Origin of the sequence: Streptomyces viridifaciens (assembly GCF_001888885.2) — a bacterium.
In the GTDB taxonomy this organism is placed as follows: Bacteria; Actinomycetota; Actinomycetes; order Streptomycetales; family Streptomycetaceae; genus Kitasatospora; species Kitasatospora aureofaciens.
Genome location: NZ_CP090840.1, coordinates 493147 through 514825, shown reverse-complemented (window position 1 = coordinate 514825; position 21679 = coordinate 493147). Strand labels below are relative to the sequence as shown.

Annotated in this window: 19 protein-coding genes; 2 read left to right on the top strand and 17 right to left on the bottom strand. The window is 63.7% G+C overall.

Going from position 1 to position 21679, the window contains the following annotated elements:
* Positions 1-65 precede the first annotated feature (65 nt).
* Positions 66-1898, top strand: coding sequence for a carbamoyltransferase C-terminal domain-containing protein (locus BOQ63_RS02205; RefSeq protein WP_072653247.1), 1833 nt, complete (start codon positions 66-68; stop codon positions 1896-1898).
* The gene (locus tag BOQ63_RS02200; protein WP_072653246.1) at positions 1895-2692 is read left to right on the top strand and encodes a PIG-L deacetylase family protein; all 798 of its coding nucleotides are present in this window, start codon (positions 1895-1897) and stop codon (positions 2690-2692) included. Before BOQ63_RS02205 ends, BOQ63_RS02200 begins: the two co-directional genes overlap by 4 nt.
* Positions 2693-3555: 863 nt before the next feature.
* Here the strand turns inward: BOQ63_RS02200 and BOQ63_RS02195 are convergent.
* The 17 genes from BOQ63_RS02195 to BOQ63_RS02115 form a co-directional block, all read right to left on the bottom strand.
* Positions 3556-4227, bottom strand: coding sequence for a PIG-L deacetylase family protein (locus BOQ63_RS02195; protein WP_072653829.1), 672 nt, complete (start codon positions 4225-4227; stop codon positions 3556-3558).
* 8 nt (positions 4228-4235) lie between these two features.
* Positions 4236-4622: a cysteine peptidase family C39 domain-containing protein gene (locus tag BOQ63_RS02190; protein ID WP_499503651.1), complete on the bottom strand. Its 387-nt coding sequence runs from the start codon at positions 4620-4622 to the stop codon at positions 4236-4238.
* 55 nt (positions 4623-4677) lie between these two features.
* Complete coding sequence (locus tag BOQ63_RS02185; protein WP_072653244.1) at positions 4678-4917, bottom strand: phosphopantetheine-binding protein; 240 nt, start codon at positions 4915-4917, stop codon at positions 4678-4680.
* Between the two features lie 22 nt (positions 4918-4939).
* Positions 4940-6562, bottom strand: coding sequence for an amino acid adenylation domain-containing protein (locus tag BOQ63_RS02180; RefSeq protein ID WP_079183355.1), 1623 nt, complete (start codon positions 6560-6562; stop codon positions 4940-4942).
* A complete protein-coding gene (locus BOQ63_RS02175; protein WP_072653243.1) occupies positions 6559-7863 on the bottom strand; it encodes a condensation domain-containing protein in 1305 nt (434 codons plus the stop codon). Before BOQ63_RS02175 ends, BOQ63_RS02180 begins: the two co-directional genes overlap by 4 nt.
* Before the next feature lie 50 nt (positions 7864-7913).
* Positions 7914-8393: an NUDIX hydrolase gene (locus tag BOQ63_RS02170; protein ID WP_499503332.1), complete on the bottom strand. Its 480-nt coding sequence runs from the start codon at positions 8391-8393 to the stop codon at positions 7914-7916.
* A 71-nt stretch (positions 8394-8464) separates the two neighbouring features.
* Positions 8465-9463, bottom strand: a complete 999-nt coding sequence (locus tag BOQ63_RS02165; protein ID WP_072653241.1) for a biotin synthase BioB — start codon at positions 9461-9463, stop codon at positions 8465-8467.
* A 39-nt stretch (positions 9464-9502) separates the two neighbouring features.
* Positions 9503-10429: a transglutaminase-like domain-containing protein gene (locus BOQ63_RS02160; protein ID WP_072653240.1), complete on the bottom strand. Its 927-nt coding sequence runs from the start codon at positions 10427-10429 to the stop codon at positions 9503-9505.
* Positions 10430-10487: 58 nt separating this feature from the next.
* Entirely contained in the window at positions 10488-12116 is a 1629-nt protein-coding gene (locus BOQ63_RS02155; protein WP_072653239.1) for an AMP-binding protein, read from the bottom strand.
* Positions 12113-14203, bottom strand: coding sequence for a S9 family peptidase (locus tag BOQ63_RS02150; RefSeq protein ID WP_167395639.1), 2091 nt, complete (start codon positions 14201-14203; stop codon positions 12113-12115). Before BOQ63_RS02150 ends, BOQ63_RS02155 begins: the two co-directional genes overlap by 4 nt.
* Before the next feature lie 80 nt (positions 14204-14283).
* On the bottom strand, positions 14284-15843 hold the full coding sequence (locus BOQ63_RS02145) for an alkaline phosphatase family protein (protein WP_072653237.1): 1560 nt from the start codon (positions 15841-15843) through the stop codon (positions 14284-14286).
* On the bottom strand, positions 15840-16454 hold the full coding sequence (locus tag BOQ63_RS02140; RefSeq protein WP_072653236.1) for a histidine phosphatase family protein: 615 nt from the start codon (positions 16452-16454) through the stop codon (positions 15840-15842). The genes BOQ63_RS02145 and BOQ63_RS02140 overlap by 4 nt, the downstream gene beginning before the upstream one ends.
* A complete protein-coding gene (galE, locus tag BOQ63_RS02135; protein WP_072653235.1) occupies positions 16451-17431 on the bottom strand; it encodes a UDP-glucose 4-epimerase GalE in 981 nt (326 codons plus the stop codon). The genes BOQ63_RS02140 and galE overlap by 4 nt, the downstream gene beginning before the upstream one ends.
* The gene (locus BOQ63_RS02130) at positions 17431-18795 is read right to left on the bottom strand and encodes a glycosyltransferase family 4 protein (RefSeq protein ID WP_072653234.1); all 1365 of its coding nucleotides are present in this window, start codon (positions 18793-18795) and stop codon (positions 17431-17433) included. The genes galE and BOQ63_RS02130 overlap by 1 nt, the downstream gene beginning before the upstream one ends.
* Positions 18792-19667 (bottom strand): tyrosine-protein phosphatase, encoded by an 876-nt coding sequence (locus BOQ63_RS02125; RefSeq protein ID WP_079183354.1) that lies wholly within the window; start codon positions 19665-19667, stop codon positions 18792-18794. The genes BOQ63_RS02130 and BOQ63_RS02125 overlap by 4 nt, the downstream gene beginning before the upstream one ends.
* Entirely contained in the window at positions 19664-20203 is a 540-nt protein-coding gene (locus tag BOQ63_RS02120; protein WP_072653232.1) for a phosphopantetheine-binding protein, read from the bottom strand. The genes BOQ63_RS02125 and BOQ63_RS02120 overlap by 4 nt, the downstream gene beginning before the upstream one ends.
* The gene (locus BOQ63_RS02115; RefSeq protein WP_072653231.1) at positions 20204-21655 is read right to left on the bottom strand and encodes an AMP-binding protein; all 1452 of its coding nucleotides are present in this window, start codon (positions 21653-21655) and stop codon (positions 20204-20206) included. It lies immediately after the preceding gene.
* Positions 21656-21679: the final 24 nt, after the last annotated feature.

The following is a 21679-nucleotide window of genomic DNA, read 5'->3' as shown; positions in this document are numbered from 1 at the left end:
GTGTGTGGCTACGCCATGACAACAATATATCACTATGGAGGAAAGATGGATCGCAGATTCAGCTAGTGAGATACTGGGAGTTTGAGCGCATTACCGGACAAAAGGAACACCGCACGCCATTCATTGATTTGGATGATGCCCACAAGTTCATCAATGGCTTACTGGCGCCTTTCGGGCTGAATCTCGGCAATATGGTGGAAATATGGGGCACCCCAGGTATAGCCACGGTCGAAGACTATCATTTTGTTGACGATATTCCGGGCCTGGCGCAGCACAGCATCGCCCACCTGTACAGCTCCATCCTTCTGGACAGCGACATCTTCTTCGACGGTCAGATCATTGGCCTCGCCGTGGACCGAGGCCCTGATATAGTCCTCGACCGGGGGCAGAAGGATAAATGGTTCGCCGGATGCGTGGTACGCAAGGGCGAGGTGGAAATCTTTCCCGTCGAATCGCCGGGCCCGCTCTATTTCGAAGCGCGGTGGCGATTCCAGATGCGGGAGGGGTCGTTGATGGCACTGGCAAGCGCAACCGACGCCACCACCTCTAGTTCGCGCCAAGCTTACCTGGACTCCTTCGACTTCAGCGGACCCGAAGCCCTCGTCCAGGCGCAAGAGGCTATGGAACGGCTCCTGGCAGAGGTCAAGGTCAACGGACACACGGCAGACCCCCGATTCTCTGCGGACGAGAATTTTGTCAGCGCGGCGATGAAGGAGGTGCAAGGAATCTCCGTCATGCTGATGGAGCGAAACATCGAGAGGATAATAGAGCGCTACGGCGTTGATCCGCGGGAATCATATCTGGCCCTATCTGGTGGATCTGCGCTGAATTGCCCAACTAACAGTCATCTCATGGAGATGTTTGGCTTCAAGGGAATTTTGGCGCCTCCCTGCGTTGGCGATGCAGGACAGTCGCTCGGAATGGCGCTGGGAGCATTCCGCAAGAAGCTTGGCCGCGCCAGGTTCGACTTCTCTTTCCCAGGTCCCTACCTCGGCCGCGACGACGACGACCTCGAAGGCGCTGTCAAGGAAAATGAAGAATTCATCTCCGAGGTCACCGAGCTGGATGCCGAGCTCTTCGTCGATGACATTCTGCGCGGTCCTGTGGTCTGGTTCAACGGGCGCTCCGAGGCCGGTCCCCGTGCATTGGGAAACCGGAGCATTCTGGCCGACCCCTCCTCTCGATTGGCTAAGGAGTCCCTGAACGATCTCAAGCGCCGGGAATGGTGGCGGCCAGTCGCCCCTATTGTGATTGAGGAGAAGGTCGCTGAGTGGTTTGAGAACGGCCGGATCTCGCCTCATATGCTGGAAACCTTCACGGTCCTGCCGGATCAACGTGACCGCATCCCGGCCGTGGCTCATCTCGATAATTCCGCGCGTGTTCAGACTGTCTCCGCACAGCAGAACGAGCTGATTTATAGCCTGCTTACGGCCGTTGAGCGACGCATCGGAATTCCGATGCTCTGCAACACCTCTCTGAACGACAAGGGGGAACCGATCATCGATACCATCCGGGAGGCGATGAACTTCTGTTTGCGGCGCGGCGTATCCGTTGGCTACTTCAACGGCCGTCGAGTGGCTTTCAAGAACCACGCAGCCTATGACCTAAAGGATCCATACCCGCGCGACAACGAACTGTTCTCAAATGTTCCCGGGAACCGCGCGGACAACGTACGCCGTGAACACAACCCTCACGGTCTGTCGGATGTTGAGGTCTTCCTCTATCTGAAGGATCTTGAGCTGGCGTACACCTTCGACATCCGGACCACAGAGGGCGCCAAGGCGGTAAGGGAAAGAATCGCAGGAATGGCTCAGGATGACCCGGATCTCCTCGAGCGGGCGCGGGGTTCCATGGGCCGCGGCCTGCGCTATTTCACGCAGTACGGAGGAGGGGCGTGAACTCGCTATCTCGACAGCCAAAGCTTCTGTGCATCCATGCCCACCCCGATGACGAGGCACTCTGGACCGGCGGCGTACTCGCCCGCGCTGCAGCTCACGGGACACGCACAGCGGTAGTGACCTGTACCAACGGCGTACTTGCGGAAGGCGAGTCGTTCGCGAGGCCTGGGACACGGCTCGATGAGCTGGGCCGGTCGCTGCGGATTCTCGGGGCCGGCGAGCCACAAGTCCTGGGCTATCGCGATTCAGGTTCTCGCGGGTCGGGTGACGGAAGCTTGTGCTCGGCACCACGGGAGGAGGTCGTCGGGCAGCTTGTCGAGGTCTTGCGGCGGGAGCAGCCGGACGTCGTGGTGACCTATGACGCCTACGGGATCTACGGTCACCCCGACCACATCCGAACCCATGAGGTGGCAGTCGCTGCGGTGGAAGCCGCAGCTCTTCCCAAGCTGTACCCGGATGCGGGCGCGGTGTGGACGGTCGGCGAGCTATGGCTGGCCACAGTCCCGATGTCAGTGGCGGCGGAGCTGGGCCGAGCGGGATTGCAGCCGGACCGTACGTTCGTGCCGGATGATCAGGTGGACACCATCGTCGACGTGCGCCCGTGGCTCGACATTAAATGGCAAGCACTCAGTGCACATGTCTCGGAGTTCGCTCGCGGCGGTGCGCTAACCGCACTGGAGCGTACGGACCTCCGCGAGCTCGCCTTGGGGACTGAGTATTACCTGTGCTGGCGAGCCGGCCTGGGGCCCGGTCCGATGGAGTGGAGCAGGAGCCGACATTCGGTGAACCAGTAGCGGTGCGAGCAGGCCGCAGGCGTCGTCGCTGTGGCGGCTATCCGACCGGTAGGGCTCACCAGTGAGCCGGCTGGCAGCAACCGCGCAGGAGAGGCCCCCGGGGCGTTGGTCGGGACGGCTGAACGTTGATGCTTCTGGTCTCAGTGGGCCTTTTCGGACCGGGCATCGATCGGGTGAGGGCTGCACTGTTGGTGTGAGAGCAGAATCAACGAGGCTCCCCAGCAGTTGAGGGAGATGGCTGAAGTCTCAACTGACGTGCCGGGGGCTGGTCGACGGCATTCTCGCGGAGTGCGACCGCGTCGGCGACAGCCGCGCCGACTATTCGGGCAAAAATCGCCGCCGTGGCGTGAACCTCCAGGTCATTAGCAAATCCGGACGCAGAAACTCGTGTGGGTTCCACGGGCACTGCCGGGCCGCACCCACCGCATCGTGAAGACCTGCGTCAGACTCCGTATTCCCGTCCTGGCCGGCCTGGCCTACGCTGGTGCAGGCGCCGGTGGGACTTTCGCCGTATCGCTCAGGCGGAAGTCCCACCATGAGTTCACCGCGGGCCAGAGATCGCTGATCCGGGCCTACTCCCGGTTCTGGTACCCGCGGTCGAACGAGGCGTGGCGACACTCAAGCGGTGGCGGATCTTCCGCCATGCTCGCTGCAGCCCAAACTAGCTGACGTCAGCAGCCAGGGCCGCCCTCACCCTCGAACTTCAACGCTGGCTCATTACATGGAGAGCGGTAACCCGTAGGTGAGCCGGGGCGGCAAAGACCGCCCCACAGGCCGTCGACTGTCGGGAATGCAGAAGTTCGGCTGGATTATTTACAAGCCATAGGATAGATGAGTTGGAAACCGCGCCTGGTGGCTGAAGATTAAAACCTAACAAGTTCCCTGCCTAGTGCGAATGCCTCCGCTTCGCGAACCCCCAGTTGGACGCCGCGGTAGTTGGCTAGTGCCCGAATACCGTTCACCGAACGAGGATGAATGACGTCGAAGGTCTCGTAGCTGTAGACCTCTAGGGCGTCGCACTTCGCGTCGATGAACCCAGTGACATCCACGAAGACGTTCGGCGTGAAGGGAGCCACCAGGCCCGGCTGTTGCTCCGTAGAGGAGAGTACCTCGAAGTGCAGAACCCGACTGACCGAGCCGAGGCCGAGCAGACGCGTCGCATAGGAAACCGAGTGAGCGACCATCCGGTGATCCGCGTGAATGTCGCCCGGATGATGGGTGAGAACCAGACTGGGCTCGCTCTCGGTCAAAGCCCGCTCGATCGTGGCTACCACAGGCCGCTGCTCGCCGTCCGCAAGGAGCTTGTTGTCTGCGGAAAACCCGCCGAACTGCACGTCCTCCACACCGAGCCTGCTGGCGGCCGTCCGACAGTTCCGGCGAGCCGCCTTTAGGGACATTCCGGCGTGCCGCAGAGAGATCCCTTCCGCGAGAATGAGAATCGAAACGTGCCATCCCCGCGCCGCCAGCGAGGCGATCGTCCCTCCGGCGCCGAGGACTTCGTCATCTGGATGCGCCGCGATCACCAGTGCGTTCATATTGGGCATCACGTGAGCCTCCCCTCACCTCGGAATATAAGGGCCGATCCGGCGTATAGCTGTGACGCGGTGGGCAGTGAAAGCTTGCGGCGGCCGATCGCTGGATCGATAACGCGCACGTATCTGGTATCCGCGCTCACCAGAACTACGAAGTGATCACTTCCCCAGAAGAGAATTGACGCAGGCGGCAAGGTGGGTAGGTCTTCCAGCGCGGCCTTGATCCCCAGGCCAGGCAGCCCGTAGGACTCCATGACCTTGAGTATCGTCTTTGCCGATGTACCCGACAGCCCTGGCCTGGTCCGTCGCCGAACCGAGTCCAGGTCTACGAGGTGTCCGTGTCGGGCAAGCGTCATGACCGCACAGGCTGGACCGCAGTCGTTCGACCTGGTTTGCATAACGACCGGCACACGCCGCCACTCGTTCCAGGTCCGCAGATACCCGCGCAGCGATTCAGGCATCTTCATCGATGAGTTCCGCGAATTCTGCGAAGCTTCCCACATCGAACAGTATCGAAAGATCAATCTCCCTTTCCAGTAATTGTTCGACCCGCGCTGCGATATGCACCGCTTTGAGTGAGTTGCCATCCAATTCGAGGAAGTTGTCGCTGGCCGCCACCGGGCGTTGAAAGACTTCGCTCGCCGCTAGCAGTATCACGTCGATGCTCTTCGTCTTCGCGGTGTCTCCGCTCAATTTTCTCTCCTTTTAGTCGAACTCATTGCCGCCCGTCCCGCTCCGCGAGTTCGCGCAAAGCCGTTCTGTCGACTTTTCCGTTGACGTTCAGCGGAAGCTGGTCGACTGAGACCCACCGGGAGGGGACCATGTAATGGGGCAGGACCGCCCGCACCGCTGCGGCGAGGTCATTGCTGAGTCCGGTCCCTGGCGACTCTGGAACGACGAACGCCACGAGTTGACTCGCCTCCCCCTCCGGGGTGGCGGCCAGGACAACGACGCTTTGCGACACGCCCGGCTGGGCGTTGAGCGTGGCTTCGATCTCACTGATCTCGACGCGGTAGCCGCCGACCTTCACCTGGCCGTCGCGGCGACCGACGAAGGTGTACTCGCCACCGTCCAGCTCCCGGACGATGTCGCCGGTCCGGTACCAGACCGACTCCAGAGCGTCCGCACCGTCCGCAATCCGCACCAAAGCGGAACGGGTTGCCTCTGGTTGATCCCAGTACCCGGCGAAAACCTGAGGGCCGGCCACGCACAGCTCACCGTCCGTACCTGCGGAAACAGGCCGCAGAGCATCGTCGACCACTGCGCACCTGAGGCCGCGGTTCGCCTTCCCAATGGGAACGCTTCCGTTGCGCACCAGCCCGGGCGAGCGTTCCGGTCGCCAGCGGTGGCGCAGACAAGCGATGGTGACTTCCGTAGGCCCGTACAGGTTCTCTACCACCGAGTGGGGGGCCGCCTCATGCCACATCCGGGCGAACGAATCGGGTAGCGCCTCGCCGCAGAACAGGCTCCACCGCAACGAGGGAAGCCTCCCCGGCCGCAGGAGTCCTCGCCGTCTCATTAGGGCGACCACCGATGGAACGGAGAACCAGACGGTGAGATCGTTCCGCTGGATGAAACGCACCGGCTCCAGTAACTGGCCAGGGCCCATTGGGAAGAGGCAGCCGCCGCTTCGCCAGCTCATGAACATGTCGAAGAACGACAGGTCGAAGGTCTGGTCGAAGGTTTGGCTGAACCGGTCGTCTGCTGTGAAGCCGTAGCGTTCCGCCGCCACCTGGAGGAAATGTGTCACGTTGGCGTGACTGATCGGAATGCCCTTGGGTTCGCCAGTGGTTCCGGAGGTGAACAGCAGATACGCCGGGCGTCCGTCATCGGCGGGTTCCGGGAGTTTCGTGGAAGCGTGGGCGGAGACCGCCGCGGCGTCCAGGACGGGTGCTCTGGCCGCGTGGTCGGCGGGGAATGGCGAACGTGCGAAAGGCATCACCAACTGCGGTGGATCGTCCAGCCCCGAGACGAGTTCACGTATCCGGTCTGCGCTCCGATCACCCGTGATGATTACGTCCGGACGGGCCGCCCGAAGCATCGCCCGTGACCGTGTCGCAGGGAACCCTGGGTTCAGGGGCACAACGGTGGCGCCGGAACCCAGCGCCGCCAAGATCCCGGCATACGCCGTCAGGTCCTTGTTCGCCAACACCCCAACCCGCTGGGGCCGCCCACCTACCGCTTCTCGAAGGGCACCCGCCCAGGTAGCGGCCAGGTGGTCGATTTCTTGGTAGGTGTGCGTGACCCCGTTCAGGGAAATGGCGGCGTGAAGGGGAAAGCGCTGTGCCGAGAGAAGGAACTGGTTCTGGAGCAGACCCAGGTCGGGTTCCCCTATCATCCGTTGCTACCCAACCGTCGTTCGAGGGTGTGCATAAAGGTTCGGGCATCGGATTCTGAGAACAGATCGGGGTTCAAGACGACCTGCAGTTCGAGTATGTCATTCCTGCTGATCGCGATCAGCCCGATCCCCGAGGAGACACGCGCCACCTGCGGCGAGTAGTACGACTCATCGGCGACAACCCCGGCGGCGCCGGCGGCGATTGGCTCACCATCTGGCTCGACGACATAGGTGAACGCGATGCCGCCGCCCGTGTCGACCGATCCGTCGTGCAGATCGGTCAGCGCCTCGGCGCTGAGGTTCCGGTGCTTGACCAAACCCAGGAGTTCGTCCCTGGCCTGCGCCAGCAGACTATCCGGGTCCGAGCGACGCAGGAGGACCGGCAGGACGACGGCGTACATACCTGGCACCTCGGTCTCGGCCAGTGCTCGCGTGTCGACGGGGACGGCGACGACGATGCTGTCCTGCGGCACGAAGTCGAAGATCGCTGCGCCGACAGCGGCCATCAGGAGATGGAACTCTGTCGCCCGCCGCTGCCGGGCGCGGGTCCGCAGGGCGTCGAGGGCCGCCCCCGTAACTCGCAACCAGCAGGCTGTATCGTCGAGCCGGCCGGGCTTTTCGTCGGTGTTGCGTGCACCTTCCTTCGCTGGAAGAGCTTTCTTCTTCGCGGCCCAGTAGGCGTCCGCGCGGTGGCGGGCGGACGTGTTCTCCCCGGAGCGTTCGGCGGCGTCGACGAACCGTAGTCCGCCCAGGCTCTGGCTGTGGTCAGCCGCATCAGAATCGGGCGGACACACGAAGCGGCGCCAGATGTCTGCCTTCACCAGTTCGCGGCCACGGTAGTCGAGGCTGAGGTGGGAGAATGCGGCAACGAAGGCATGAAGTCGTGGAGAATACTGCAACAGGTGGAAGGTGAAAGGATACCGCGCGTCAAGCGCCCACGCCGTGCTGATCTCCCGAGCGAGGATCCGCTTCACATAACCGTCAAAAATGGCCTCGGAAGCGCAATTTACCCGCTCGCAAGTTATCAGGGACCTCCCGTCCGGAACCGCGCGGACCCACTGGCGTCCAGGGTCACTAGGGGAGAGGCCGATCCGCAGTGCGTCGTATGCATCGACCGTCTTTCTGACCGCGCCGATGAAACGCGGTACGTCGAGCTCGCCGGAAATGCGCCATGAGAAGTAGTGGGTGTAGGAAGCCGTTCCTGAATCGCGTGGTGTGGACAGCGACGACAGGTGGCGACGTTGCGCTGTGGTGAGCGGATAGTATTCGACGGGCCCGGACAGCGCGGCGCGACTGCTCATATTCTTTTCCCTCTCAAACGCCCCGTGATGTGTTTCGCGTGTCTGGGTAGTCAAGTCGTGGTCTGTGGTGCTGGATTTTCTGCTGCGCTCAGCATTGCCACCAGATTCTGTCCCTCGTGAATGCGAAGCACGGCCGTCCGCTCGGCCGCCAACACGTCTTGGAGGCGTGGCTTGTAGAGCGGGTGTAGGATTTCCAGGGCCTGGTCCGGAACGGACCACCGTGCCGCGTCGGCTTCCTTCGTGGGAATTGGCTCTCCAGTGACGTGATCCGCGACGAACAGCCCGGCGAGAATGCGGCGACTGGGATGCTGGTATACCCCTACCAGGCCGCGCACGGCCACAACGACCCCGGTCTCCTCAAGCGTTTCTCGCTCTGCGGCCTTGAAGATGAACTCCCCGGGTTCCACCAGCCCGCCGGGAAGTTCCCACCGAACCGGTGAGCGCCGCCGGCTGATGAGCACCCTGCCTTGGGCGTCAAAAGCGACACAGGTGGCTCCGAGTATGTACGAGCCGGATGCGGCGTCGGTCATCATGCTATTCCTTCCGATGGATCTCTCCGGAGCGGTAGGCCTCGACCTAGACGAGGCTGGGGCGGTGCGCGTCAGCCCAGCGCTATCAGCGCGTCTTTGCCAGCGAATACCGAACGTCCTGGGGTGAGACCGAGCTCGGCGAGCAGTCCGGATCCGTAGTTGGGGCGCACCACGAACCGGTCCTTGCCATAGATGAGGTAGCGGTCGCTATTCCGCTGCGACGTGAAATTTACGGTCATGACGTTGGCCCCAGCAAGATATCCGCTCTTCTGACCACCCTCCCGGTTCTTGGCCAGCGCGCTGACCGACGGTATGAGCCAGTGCGGGTTCACGAGCCGGCTGGCCGCGAGCGCGTTGAGCGTGGTATCCACATCGCCTGATGGCCAGTCCGAGAGCGGAGTATTCGGAGCCGGGACGAACGGCGCGAAGCTGCACATGTGAATTCCCATGTCGCGGGCGAGGACGATGTCGCGAGCGATGCTCCGGAGCGTCTGTCCGGGCAGTCCGACGATGCCGCCCGATCCGGTCTTGAACCCGAGTTCGAGAAGGTCAGACATGCATGCCAAGCGGCTCTCCAGCGTCTCGTGGCGCATACGCAGGTTCAGGTCCGGGTCGCTGGTCTCGTGCTTGAGGATGTAACTAGTCGCGCCTTGCTCCCGCAGATACTCGTATTCGCTCCGCTTCTTGTTTCCTAGATTGAGAAGTATCTCGACGTCGTCGTCGTAGAGCTCTCGGATTCGCGGAATCGCCTCCCCGACAATCTTAGTGGTCTGGGGGATCTCGCCAGCTTGGAAGAACACGACATTGATGCCGTGCTCGCTGATCGTCTTGGCGGTTTCTACGAGTGCCTCGGTGTCAGCCAGAAATGTTTCGTTTTCCCGGGTGTTGTCGCGCCGCATTGGGCAGAATTCGCAGTTCACCCGGCAGGAGTTTCCGATCTCCGTCACACCGCGGAGCACGACCCGCGTTCCGAAGACCTTCTCCCGCTCTTGCCTTGCCCTTTCGAACAGCTCTTCCTGCTCGTGCCCGCGCAAGGTCAGCAGCTCTTCTACATCCCGCTCATTGAGCATTTCCGTGTGTCTCTCCGTATCTGGGCTCGTTTGGTGTGTTCAGGCCCGGGCGGCTGTGAATACCTGTTTTCGGATTACGAGGGAGGCCGGGGCATCGCGGCCCCCGTGGAACATCACGGGAGTGTCTATCGAGTCGATTGACTGCAACGCCCACAGCAATCCTGCAGGAGATCGATGGACCGGCCACTTCTCGAGGTCTGTGATTCCCCAACGACTCAGCGACCGCAACAGAAATGGATCCGCCGGCACCCAGGAGCCCGACAACCAAAACTCTGTCCAGACATGCCGCATGGGGAAGGGCGGTGACATGAAGAAGCCCGCCGCCGGTCGGGCGCGGAGACCGTGATCCGCGGCGTTGTCAACGAGCAGTTTGGCGGCAATCCGGCAATCGGCGAGCCCCGTATCGGCGGCGAACACGGTTTCTGGCGGCATGGTTTCCGGAATGATGTGGAAAGTCAGGGAATCTAGTCGGTCGAAGAGTTCGGCATACGCGCCATCGAACATCACGTGCTGGATCTCCAGCCGCACCCGGGCTGTCACGAGGCCGGGTTGAACGGTGGCCAGGCTGCCCGAAGCCACGGCCGCCTCCAGGTAGGGGCTGGGAGCGAACTTGCATGCCCCGTCATGGTCCTGCGGGCACTTCGTGGACACCCGCAGGTGGAATTCACTGTTTGGCTGGCTAACTATGGTGTCCAGTGATCGAGACCACCATTGCATCGCGATGCGGCGAGGGCAGGGAAGGCCCAGGGAGAGGCCCACGTTCTCCAAATCGGTGCGATCGAAGAGGCGGACACGGCCACCGGACGTGCTGGGCAGCCCGAGGTCCATCAACTGGGCGAATAGGTCGTCGGATATCTGGTGAATGGCCGCGACCTCTTCCGGGCCCTCGGTGAACGTACGGTACTTGTCCGGGACCATCCGGATGCGCCTGATGACCGCCTGGACGGCATCGTCTGTCAACTCCACTGAATACCTCCTGCCTTGATCGACCTGGGTACCGAATCGCCGGTGATCCGTTCGGCCGTCATGCCGATGCAGCCACGCCGCGGGCGATCTCGCGTAGCAGGTATTTCTGGATTTTTCCAGCCGGATTCCTCGGCAATTCGTCGATGAACTCGATGTGTTCGGGCCAGAAGCTTTTTGTGACCATATGGGTAGCCAGGTGACTTTGAACGTCTTCCAATTTAATAACTCGGCCAGGATGCGTCACCGCGAAAAGGCAGGCGCGCTCACCGAGCCGCAGATCAGGCATCGCAACGATAGCTGCGTCCCGTATGGCTGGATGGGCGAGCAAGATTTGCTCGATCTCGCCGACGGGAATTTTCTCGCCGCCGCGATTGACGACATCCTTGACTCGGCCGGTTATTCGCACGCAACCGGAGGGCTCGATGACCGCCAGATCGCCGGACCGATACCACCCATCTGCGGTGAAGGCCTCCGCGGTCAGGTCGTCCCGGTCGAGATATCCGTCGAAGACGAACGGGCCCGTCACCTCTAGCAGGCCTTCGCGTCCCGTGCCGACGTCGATGCCTCCCTCGTCGACCGCTCGGACGCGAACGCCGTCCAGGGGACGTCCATCCGCCACCGTTCCAAGGTCGTCCTGCGGGGCCGATAAGGTTGCCATGCAAGTCTCGGTACTGCCCCAGGCGGCGCATATCCGTGCCCCCAGCACATCGCGAGCCTCGGCCGCGAGTCGACGTGGAACCGCAGCACCGGTGACGACGAAGGTCCGCAATGAGTGTGGAGCCGGCTGAGCGTTGTGTACCGCAGTCACCATGTCAAGCAGGAACGGCGCGGCGCCCTGCATGAAGGTTCCCCGCCACTGTGCGAACGCCCGCAGCGCAAGCGGCGCGTTCCAGACCGGCTGGATCACCTGTACACAGCCCAACAGGAGGGAGAGCCACATGCCGTAGAGGAATCCGCTGTGATGGGCCATGGGTGAGGCGATGTGCACCCGGTCGTCTGCGGTCAGTCCGACCCGGCGACTCATCAGGGAGACCGCCTGGTTCAAGGTGCGCATGCGGTGCGGCACGCCTTTGGGCTCTCCGGTGGTGCCGGAGGTGAACAGGAGATGGGCGACATCATGAAGAGAGCGCTCGCCCACGCCGGTGAGTGGCCCGGCGGGCGTGGCGGCGATCCGTGCGGCCAAGTCGTGGACGCCGAGACGCGGGACTTGCCGGATGCCACACCTCTCGTCGGTCAGAGAGGCGGTTCCCCCGGTGACCAGCAGGTGACGTAGGTGCGCCGTCCGGCCGGCGGCCGCGAGTTCGAGCGCCTCCCTGGCGTGTTGGCGACCGCGAAAGTCGGCTGGAGTCACCAGCACCCGCGCCCGGGAGCGTTCCAGCACGTAAACGAGTTCGCGCTGTCCGAGGATGGGCAGCACCGGACAGCAAACGGCGCCGATCCGCAGTGTCGCCAAGGACATGACCACGAAGTCGATGGAGTTGGGCAGTTGGACCATGACGCTTTCGCCAGGCCGCACGCCTAGGTCGAGGAGCGTCGTGGCCGCGCGATCGGCCTGTTCAGCCAGTTGGCCCCAGCTAAGACACAGGTCATGTTCGTCGCGCAGTTCGACGAGCGCGAGCCCATGGGGATCACGCTCGGCGCGCTCTTGGACGACATCACAGAGCGATTGTTGGTCAAAGGTGTTCATTGATCAGCCTCCTCGTCTGTCGCTGCAACGGTGCCAGTGATGGCTCCTCGCTCTGTCACACATCTGCCGTCACAGGCGGCGCGACAGCCGACGGCGGTGTTCTCCACGTGCTCGATCAGCCAGTGGACAATGCGACGTGAGTAGTCCTTCTGCTGGCTGACGGCGCCGTTGTACATGAACAGGTGGCCGGCAGATGGGTAGCGGACGAACTCCACCTCGCGGTCCATGCGACGCAAAGCGGTGAACCACTGCTCGCTCTGCCCGATCGGGTTCATGAGGTCGTCCTCCCCGTGGATCAGCAGAGTTGGCGCGGTCACACCAGCGACATAGGCTAGTGGTGAACTGGAGGCGTACCGGTCGAAAGCGACGTCAGGGGTTCCGGACAGCAGGATCGGTACGGAGATGTCGCCGAGCGATGACGTGCCGTACAGGCTCATCCAGTCACACACACCGGCCACGCTGATTCCGGTGGCGAATCGGTCTGTGCGGGCGGTGAGCCAGTTCGTCATGAATCCGCCGTGACTCGCCCCCATGACGGCTATTTTGCCCTCGTCAGCCGAGCCGTCGCGTACCAAGGCGTCGACGGCCGCAGTGAAGTCCTCCTCCTCGCTCCACCCGAGCCGCCCCAGCGGCTCCTTGATGAAATCAGCTCCGTACCCGTCGCTGCCACGCGGGTTGAGCAGCAGGACGTTCCAGCCGCGGTGCGTCAGCAGTTGCCGGTACAGGTAGTAAGGAGAGAGAGACGGCCGCCAGACATTGTCCGGTCCGCCATGGATGTCGATCAGCGTAGGCCCGGGTGTTCCGGCCGGTCGGCCGCGCAGCAGATACCCGTGCACCCGGGCGCCTGTGGACAGCAAGGCGTGGAAGTCCTCGGGCTCGGTGACTTTGCAGTTATCCGTCCAACGGTTGAAACGGGTGACGGCTCGCTGCCGCTGATCTCCCTCATCGACGATGTACACCTCACCGGCGGATTGTGCGTCGCTGAGGACCAAGGCGAGCCGGCCTGCGGCGGGTGAGTGGTCCATGCTCTGGACCACGAGGGAGTCGCCCGAAAGCCAGGGCGTCACGGTTCCGGCAGTGAGAGACAACGCGAATACCCAGGTGCAGCCCCTCTCGCGGGCGCAGAATAGAGCCCGATCGCCGGAGATGAAGATCGCTCCAGGCGTGGTTCCGCGCGCCGAGGCCATGACCCGCCGGTCGAATCCGGCGAGTAGATCGCTAGGCTCCAGATCCCCCGGGCGGAGCCGATAGAGGCTTCCAGGCTGGCTGGGACCCGGACGTACGTGACCGGCGAAGACGACAAACCCGTCGGGGTCGCGCCCTGTCCAGTGAACCGTTCCGCCCCAAGCGCCTATGCGGGCACCGGAACCGGTGACGGTGTCGATGTCGAACAGATCGGATGTGATGACCGAGCCACGCGGTTGCCGGACGACCCGGGCGTAGACGATCGTCCGACTGTCGGTCGACCAGGAGGGCGCCTGGACATCGAAGTCGGCGTTCGTCAGAACTCGTACATCCCCGCTGAGCGGGTCCACGACCGCCAACTGGCGGCGGGCCGACGGGAGTATCCCAACACCATCCATTTTGTATCCGAAATCACGGACCACGGTGGGAGCGGTACGATCGCGCCGTCCCTCGGCTGTGGCGTCCGGGAAGGCCGCGACAAGACCAAGTGCCGAGCCATCGGGTGCCCAGGTAAGCGAAGCCGGCGCGGTCAGGCCTTCGGTGAGCTGGACGACGCCATCACGGGCGCTCCAGACGTAGATCGCCCGGCCGGGTCCCGAGCGGTCCCCTGGCGTCGACAGAAACGAGAGGCGCTGGCCGTCAGGGGACCAGTTGGGTGAGTCGGCGCTATCCACGACTATCAGGGTCTTCGGCTCATCGGACGGCGAGGAGAGGTCTACGACCATGAGACAGGTCGCCCATTTGTCACGGGCCTCATCGATCCGGCGCACCGTGATCGCGCACAGCGACCCGTCAGGGCTGAGCGCTACCTGTTCTGGCAACCGAAACCTGCTCATGTCGGTGAGGCTCAGCTCGGTCCGTGTCGGCGCGGTCTCGCCGTCGGCGAGAATGAGAGTGTCCAAGAGTGAACGCATGTCGCTTCCCGTGTTACAGAGAGGGGGCGTGTTTGGTGCAGCGGCTGGGCGCGAGGAGTCGATGCCGGCTATCGCGCCGGTCCCCACCGCCGCAGCCAAAGGCGCTTGATCAGATCCGCTGCGCCGGTCAGGGCATCCGGCGCGTCGAGGCCGTCGGTTCCCGGGCCGAACATGCGGAAGAAGCCGTTCATGGCGGGATCGGTGGGGACATGGCCATGCGATGCGGAACGGACCGCCAGCCGGGGCGAACCCGACTCCGCGTAGTCAAACTCCCGGTGGGGGCCGCAGACGATCGCCAGTTCACCGGTGCGCCCGCTGGCCAGCGGCAGCCGCACGCGTGCCGACGAGCTGGCTGGCCGGACGGTCGGGTCGGCGGCAGAGAGCGCCGCCAGGATCCGGTCTCGGTCCGGGGCTCGCAACGGCTCGTCCGCGTAGAGATATGCGATATTACTGTCCCCTTGAAAGATCATCTTTCCGGCAAGGTCGAGTTCCCGAAGTACGGAGTTGGGATGTAGCTGGGTCTCGACGTAGTCGATGCCGTGATCGGAGAACAGTACGTAGTCGGCTTTCGGCCCTACCGCCCGCATGATCTGACTGACATACGCATCAATGGTCTGGTAGACGCCCAGGATCTGGTCGCGGGCCAGAGCCGCCTCTTTACGGTTGGCGCGTGCTGCGTGCCAATAGAGGAGCTCCTGGGCGTGATCGGCCTGGTTGAACCGCAGGAACAGGACATCAGGCTCGTCATTGGCGATGACGTCGAGCGCGGTGCGGCAGATCCATTCGGCGTTCGGCGCCTCGTGGAAGTCGTGATCGGGATTGGCGGTGTACTCCGACGTGAGCGAAGCGGGCCCCGGTCCGGATTCACCGTGACCTTTCCGAGTGGCGATGGCGCCGAAAGACAACGTGAGCACGGCGGTGCCGATCTTCAGGTCCACCCGCCCGTCGTCGATGCTCGTGCAGGCGATCGACAGTGACAGATGCCCCGACCGAATGGTTGCCTCCATCCGGACCGCGCTGCCGTCCAGCGGTATCGCGATCTCCGTGCCGCCATGGCCGAGTGACGCCGACAGCGCTCGCTCGTAATGGCTGGTTGGCATCCGGACAGTGAGTTCGACTGTCTCGTCGAAGTAGGCCAGCGGCGTGGTGAAGGCGGAGCCGTTTCCGGTGACCGACCCTTGCACCGACCGGCTCGGTGCGTACAGGCAGTACAGGCTTGAGACCGCCGGCACTGGCCGGTGCCTGGAGAAGGTATGCGGGAAGTGAACCGCAGCGCTGCGCAGGCCCTGGTCCGCGAACCACTCCAGCAGGGAGGGAGCACGCAGAGAATCGGTCTCGTATGGGTGCAGGGTCAACACTGGGTTGCTGGCGCGGTCCCGGATCTCTTTCACTGACTCGTCGGTCCAGAACCGGTTCCCGACGATGCCGTGCACGTCCGGGTGGGTACCGGTAAGGAACGAGGCATGGGCTGGTGCAGTGGAGGAGGGAAAGATGGAACGCAGCGCTCTCGCACCACTGTCGGGTACTCCTGGCAGCCGTCGGTGTGGCGAGAAGAAGTTCCAGGTGGCCACAGTGCCCGGCAGGCCACCGTCGATACATAGCACCACGAGCCGTGGGCTTGCTGTCATGGAAGTTTCCGTCCGTTGCAGGCGGTGCCGTCGGAGAGGAGTCCGGTGGCCAGGTGGCCAGTGTCGTTGTGGCAGCGCAGCAGCCAAGCTCCGGCCGGTGAACCGGGACGGTGACGCCACACGCTCACGCCGGTGTGGGCGACCTCGAGTTCGATACGCCGGCCCGCGCCGGTGAGTGCCTCGTGGATTGCGTCGAACACGCCGCTGTGCGTAACCGCCGCCGCCCGGTGGTGCGCGTGGCGAGCCGGAAGCAGTTCACTGACGAACGCCGAGACCCGGGTGAGGAAAGCCGTCCAGTCCTCGGTCCCGTAGGCGAACGTTCGCCCCGCGGCACGTTCGCGGGGCGGAGGAACGTCGGGGTCGTCCGGGCGAGCAGTTCGGATTTCGTCCAGGCGTGGATCCGTCCGTAGCTGCAGTCGAATGGTGCTGGCGATTTCCGACGCCGTCTGAACGGCCCGGGTGCTGGTCGATGACCAGAGTTCGGTGACGCCCGCGTCGGCTAGCGATTTGGCGAGCGCGATGGCCTGTGAGCGCCCGGCTGGCGACAGCCGCCGGTCGCCCGACCTCTCGTGCAGATCATGCGCGTGCCTGATCACCAATAGCTCCATCATCCATTGCTCCGCGCGCTTGAGGTGTGCCAGAGCCAGGAGGAGGAGACGATGTCGCGCAAGTCCCGTTTAGGAGCCCAGTCGAATACCTGGCGTGCCTGTGCCGCGTCAGCCCACGAGACCGCCGGGTCGCCGGCACGACGGCATGTCATGGTGTGCGGAACGGGCCGGCCAGCTGCCTCCTCGACGGCCGTCACGATCTCCTGCACGCTTGCAGGCTGACCGGTGCCCAGGTTGTACACACCGCTCACCTCCGAGGTGTCCAATCTCTCGAGCACCCGCACGTGTGCCGCCGCGAGGTCTTCGACGTGGATGTAGTCCCGAACGGCTGTACCGTCCTTCGTCGGGTAGTCTCCGCCGAAGATCTGTAGGGGCTTGCCGCCCAGGGCCGCCTTGATTGCCAACGGAACAAGCTGGACGGTTTCCGGGCCGGTGAATTGGCCCAGAGAACCGTCCTCCGCAGCGCCGGCCACGTTGAAGTACCGGAGACTGGCGAAGCGCATGCCACTCACCCGGGCGTGCCAGTCCAGCATTCGCTCGCACGCTAGTTTCGTGTCGCCGTACGGGCTCTGGGGGCGGGGAGCGGTGCGTTCGTCGACCGGGCACACTTGCGGGCTGCCGTACACAGCGCACGACGACGAGAAGACGAAACGCTCGACGCCGTGCAGGACCGCAGCCCTCAACAACACCGCAGTGCCAGTGACGTTGATGTCGTAGTACACATGGGGGCGCTGAACCGATTCCGCGGAGGACTTGACGCCCGCCAGGTGGATGATGGCTTCCGGGGCGAAGTTTCGCGTGATCGCGGATACGGCATCGGAGTCGCGCACGTCAAACACGTCGACTGGGACATCGGGTATGGCTTCGCGTCGTCCTGTGCTCAGATTGTCCAGCACCCGCACCGTATGTCCCTGGGCCAGCAGCCATCGTACGAGGAAGGAACCGATGTATCCGGCCCCGCCGGTTACCAGGACACGCATCAGAGCCTCGCTCCCTCACGATTCGGGACCAGCGCGCCCATGTCGTAGAGCAGCCCTGTGACGTCGCGGACCTGGTCGGCAGTCAAGTCCAGGAGGGCCATAGGGTTGTCGGCTGCTACGGCCGCCTCGACGGATCGGTAGCAGGACAACGAGAGCTCTGATATCTGCGAGGTGGCTGGAACGAAGACGAAGCCGGTCTCCTTCTCCCGACGCACCCGCACGTCGGACCAGCGCAGTTCCGGCAGTATGTTCTCCAGAGGTAGCGACCTTATGGCCTGACGGTCCAGGCAACGCATCAAGTGACACCTACGGTGTTCCTGGAGGTGCCCGCAGAGGATTGCCTCCTGGGCATGCCGCCCGAGCTGCCCGGATCGTGCCGGGTCGGCCAACAGCATGTTCATGGCGTGAACCAACTCGTCGTCGTCCTCAACGAGAAGCCCGCTGACGCCATTGGTGATGAACTCCGGTATCCCGCCGGTCCGCGAGGCGACGACTGGCTTCCCGGCGCCCATCGCTTCCTTCAACGCCAGAGGGCCGGTCTCCGGCACGATACTGGCGAGGACAACCGCATCACTTGCCGCCAGGATCGGCGCCATATCCGTGACATGCCCGGTGAAGATGACCCGGTCGGACAGGTCCAATTCGGTCACGAGTTCCTCGAGCTTGGAGCGCTCCGGTCCGTCGCCGACGACGAGCAGTACGGCCTCCTCGGTCGGGTCGCCTACCTTCGGCATCGCCCGGACGACCCGGTCGACCCCTTTCTCCCAAGAGAGCCTGGCGGGGACGGTGAACACAAAGGTGTCCTCGCCGATGGACAGGTCCGAGCGAACGGACCGGGCGTCCAGACCGGCAACCAGATCAATGAACTCTCGCTCCACTGCGCTCGGGATGACCACGACATCGCCGCTTAGCTTGGCGGAGCTGCCAAACTGTCGGTCCGCCTGTTCCCAGGACGTACTAATCACCAGATCGGCGCGTCGCAGGAGGCGCTGGGCGTCCCCGTCGTCGTCAAGGGGGAAGGCGGAGTGGCGATAGAAGACAACCATCGGGTCGGCATCACCCTCCGACAGCGCTTGGCGCACCGCTGCGGCATCGTGCCGACCGGTCACGCACACTACGTCGATCTCCCCAGGAGCCGACAGTATGGGGGCAAGGGCAGCAGCGGCCGCCGCCGGGTCAGTGGCGAATGGGGGGACTGCGATGCACGGCAAACCTCGCCGCTCCAGCTCCGCGACGACCTTCCCGCCCTCCTCAACCACGGGCAGTACCCGATGGCCGTCGGCGAGCATGCCGGTTATAGCGTCAACCATGTACCGGTGCTTGCCACCCCACACCTGATCGGATATCGAGACGAGAATCTTCATTCTCCCAACTCCTTCTGCAAATCGGGGTTCCACGCGGTCGGCGTGAGCGGCGGCCGAACGGGCCTCGAGGACAAGATCTGGTTCGTCGCATGAACCGTTCGCAGATCGACACCGGTCAGCTCCGCGTAACGCTCTACCGTGCCGTAACGCTCGCAGAGGCCGTGTAGAAAGCGCGTCACAGCCTGCGGCGGGGCCGGGTTTGAAAAACGGCCGACTCCCCCAGGAAAGGCCGCAACGCTCTGCCGAAGTGCTGCGCGACGCTCTACGGCTGACCCTGCAGCCCCGGACGCTGAGGTCGGTCCGGAAAGCGCGACCGATGGGGACGCCGTCCTCGCCCTGCGGCGCAGCTCAGCTGCGGCGGCCGAGCTACATGCATAGTCCGCCTGGATCGCGTCGTCCGTCACTTTCAGCAGTCGTAGCGCGATGGCCATGACGATGCCTGTCCGGTCCTTGCCGCCGGCACACCAGACGATCCGCGGTTCGTCCGGGGGAGCAATGAGCACGGTCAGCGCCCGGCCCATTGGACTGTCGTCCAGCAGGCATCGATCAGCGATGGCAAGGTAGCGTTCGGAAAGAAATGTCGCCATGTCGTCGTGCCCCAGAGCCTCGTCCGCCCAGTCGACCGGGTCGATGCCGGCCTGCACGTAGGCATACGACGATGCGATTCCCACCGGGCGGACCGGATCTTCCCCATCTGATCGCAGGTCGACGATCGTGGTGATGCCGAAAGTCCGCAGGTGCTCGAGATCGGACGTTGAGTCAGCGGACGGAGCGTCCGATCGGAAGAGCCACCCCGCCGGCAGGGTACTTCCGTCCGCCCGAGTGAGCGGTCCGACGTCGCGGAAGTTGCACATCCGATGGCTGTCGTTCATCGGCTGCCGTCAGTGGTTGTATCTAGGATTCGGGCGAGTCGGCGGATGGACGAGGCGTCGATCAGGTCGACTAGGCTGAGATTCCTTCCCCAGGTCTGAGAGATCTCCACTGCGACCTCAAGCGCGATCAGCGAGTCACCGCCCAGTTCCACGAAGTCGTCCAGCACACTGATCGGAGCGAACTCCAAGAGCCGTTCCCACATCTCGACCAGCGCGGTCTCGACCGGTCCTTGCGGTGTGGCGAAGGCGGAGAACGCCCCCTCCTGAGCCTGCTCGGCCAGCGAGCGCAGGTCTGCGGCGGAAATATCGGGCTTGGGCATCTCGTCCACAACGAGGACATCGAATTCGGCTGAGCCACCGCGTTCACGGCAGTAACGCCGCAACTCAGAACCACCGAGAAAGCCGGTCGTCTTCGCCACGACCATGGGATTTGCGCCCGGGATATCGTCAACGTAGCGGAATTCGACAATCTCGGGGTGTTCGTCGACAGCTGCCGCGATAGCAGGAGTCTCCGGGAGAGCTGACTTGTGTGTCATCTAGAATTCCGCCTTGTCTGGGCCTTGGGCCATGGCTGTTTCGTACAGCGCGCGGTAATCAACTTTTCCGTTCAGCCTTCGCGGCAAGCTGGCGACGAAGTGGATCCGTAGGTCGTCCGGACCTACTCGGCCTTGCCGCAGGATCCCGGACCTCACCTCCTCGATCGCCGGCAACGGCCCACCTTCGACGAAAACATGTGCCCGTTCGTCGTCGGTCCCTACCACGGCCGAAGAGGCGACTTCGGAAAACAGCTCCTCCACGACATCCAGTTCCAGTCGCCGGCCACCGGGTTTGACGAACCTGCCGGTCCGGCCAGTTACATGCAGGAATCCGTCTGCCATGAAGCCGAGGTCCCGGGTGTCGACCGTTCCGGCCATCTCATCCGGGCGCGAGAGATCCGCCGCCGAATCGGCGTAACCCTGCATCGCGTTGGGCCCCCGGTAGATGATGTGGCCTTCCGTCCCGTCCGGGACCTGTCCGCCGTCGTCGCCTTCGATCACCACGGTGCTTCCCGGAACCACGCGTCCAACCGAATCTGGTCGGGCGGGAAGATCCTCATGCTGCAGCACACTGATTCGGGCGGTGGCCTCGGTCTGCCCGTACATCTTGAAGAACTGGAAGCCGATCCGCTCCGCCTGCTCGTGAATGCTCTTCGCGAGGGTGGCGCTGGTTCGTGCGCCCGAGACGGTGACAGCCCGGAGCGTGGGAACGAGGTTCCAGGCCCGCCGGGTACGCGTCAGCCACTGCAGATGCAGAGGCACGGCCGGGAAGATCGTGCACCCGGCTGCCGCGAACTCACGCCAGAACCTGGTCCCGCTTGCCGGAGCATCCGTCAGGAGCACACTGGCGCCCATGGCGAAGTGGCTGTTGATGACCGATAGACCATAGGAATAGAAGAGTGGAAGCGCGGTCGCCGCGCGACTGTTAGGGCGGATATCCAGCGCTTCGGCAATCGCGCGCGAGTTGGCGGCGATCGCAGCGCCGGATAGCCGGACCGCCCGGCCAGAGCTCATGCTTCCCGATGTCATGAGCAGGACGCTGGTGTCCGGGTGAACGTCGGGCCTCGGGCCTCCGACCTGCCGTGCGACCGCGACTCCGAGAAAGGCACTTCCCACCGGACGGTACGTCGACCCGGGGACGGAATCTGCCAACTGGTGCGGTGGGGCCACGATCACGTCGGGACGGAAACGTCGGACCAGGGCGACGCGCTGGGCAGGGTCAGGGACCGAGCCGAACCACCCGACGGCGTGCCCCTGACGCAGCGCCGCCACGTAGGTTACTAGTGTTCCCGGTTCTCGGTCGCCGAACAAAGCTACGAGTGCCTTTCGGCGGTGAGGCAACAGCCTGCCGGCCTGGTCCGCAGAGCGGAGTAGTTCTCGATAGGTGACTGCAGAACCATCTGGATGCACGACAGCGACTCGATCGCTCGCGGCAATGCGGAGGAATTCCATCGCACCTCCCCTCCAAGTCGTGCT

Coding starts and splice junctions, on each gene's coding strand:
- BOQ63_RS02195 (WP_072653829.1), bottom strand. CDS start 4,227: ATGAACGCACTGGTGATCGCGGCGCATCCAGATGACGAAGTCCTCGGC.
- BOQ63_RS02190 (WP_499503651.1), bottom strand. CDS start 4,622: ATGCAAACCAGGTCGAACGACTGCGGTCCAGCCTGTGCGGTCATGACG.
- BOQ63_RS02180 (WP_079183355.1), bottom strand. CDS start 6,562: ATGATAGGGGAACCCGACCTGGGTCTGCTCCAGAACCAGTTCCTTCTC.
- BOQ63_RS02175 (WP_072653243.1), bottom strand. CDS start 7,863: ATGAGCAGTCGCGCCGCGCTGTCCGGGCCCGTCGAATACTATCCGCTC.
- BOQ63_RS02170 (WP_499503332.1), bottom strand. CDS start 8,393: ATGACCGACGCCGCATCCGGCTCGTACATACTCGGAGCCACCTGTGTC.
- BOQ63_RS02165 (WP_072653241.1), bottom strand. CDS start 9,463: ATGCTCAATGAGCGGGATGTAGAAGAGCTGCTGACCTTGCGCGGGCAC.
- BOQ63_RS02155 (WP_072653239.1), bottom strand. CDS start 12,116: ATGAACACCTTTGACCAACAATCGCTCTGTGATGTCGTCCAAGAGCGC.
- BOQ63_RS02145 (WP_072653237.1), bottom strand. CDS start 15,843: ATGACAGCAAGCCCACGGCTCGTGGTGCTATGTATCGACGGTGGCCTG.
- BOQ63_RS02140 (WP_072653236.1), bottom strand. CDS start 16,454: ATGATGGAGCTATTGGTGATCAGGCACGCGCATGATCTGCACGAGAGG.
- galE (WP_072653235.1), bottom strand. CDS start 17,431: ATGCGTGTCCTGGTAACCGGCGGGGCCGGATACATCGGTTCCTTCCTC.
- BOQ63_RS02130 (WP_072653234.1), bottom strand. CDS start 18,795: ATGAAGATTCTCGTCTCGATATCCGATCAGGTGTGGGGTGGCAAGCAC.
- BOQ63_RS02125 (WP_079183354.1), bottom strand. CDS start 19,667: ATGAACGACAGCCATCGGATGTGCAACTTCCGCGACGTCGGACCGCTC.
- BOQ63_RS02120 (WP_072653232.1), bottom strand. CDS start 20,203: ATGACACACAAGTCAGCTCTCCCGGAGACTCCTGCTATCGCGGCAGCT.
- BOQ63_RS02115 (WP_072653231.1), bottom strand. CDS start 21,655: ATGGAATTCCTCCGCATTGCCGCGAGCGATCGAGTCGCTGTCGTGCAT.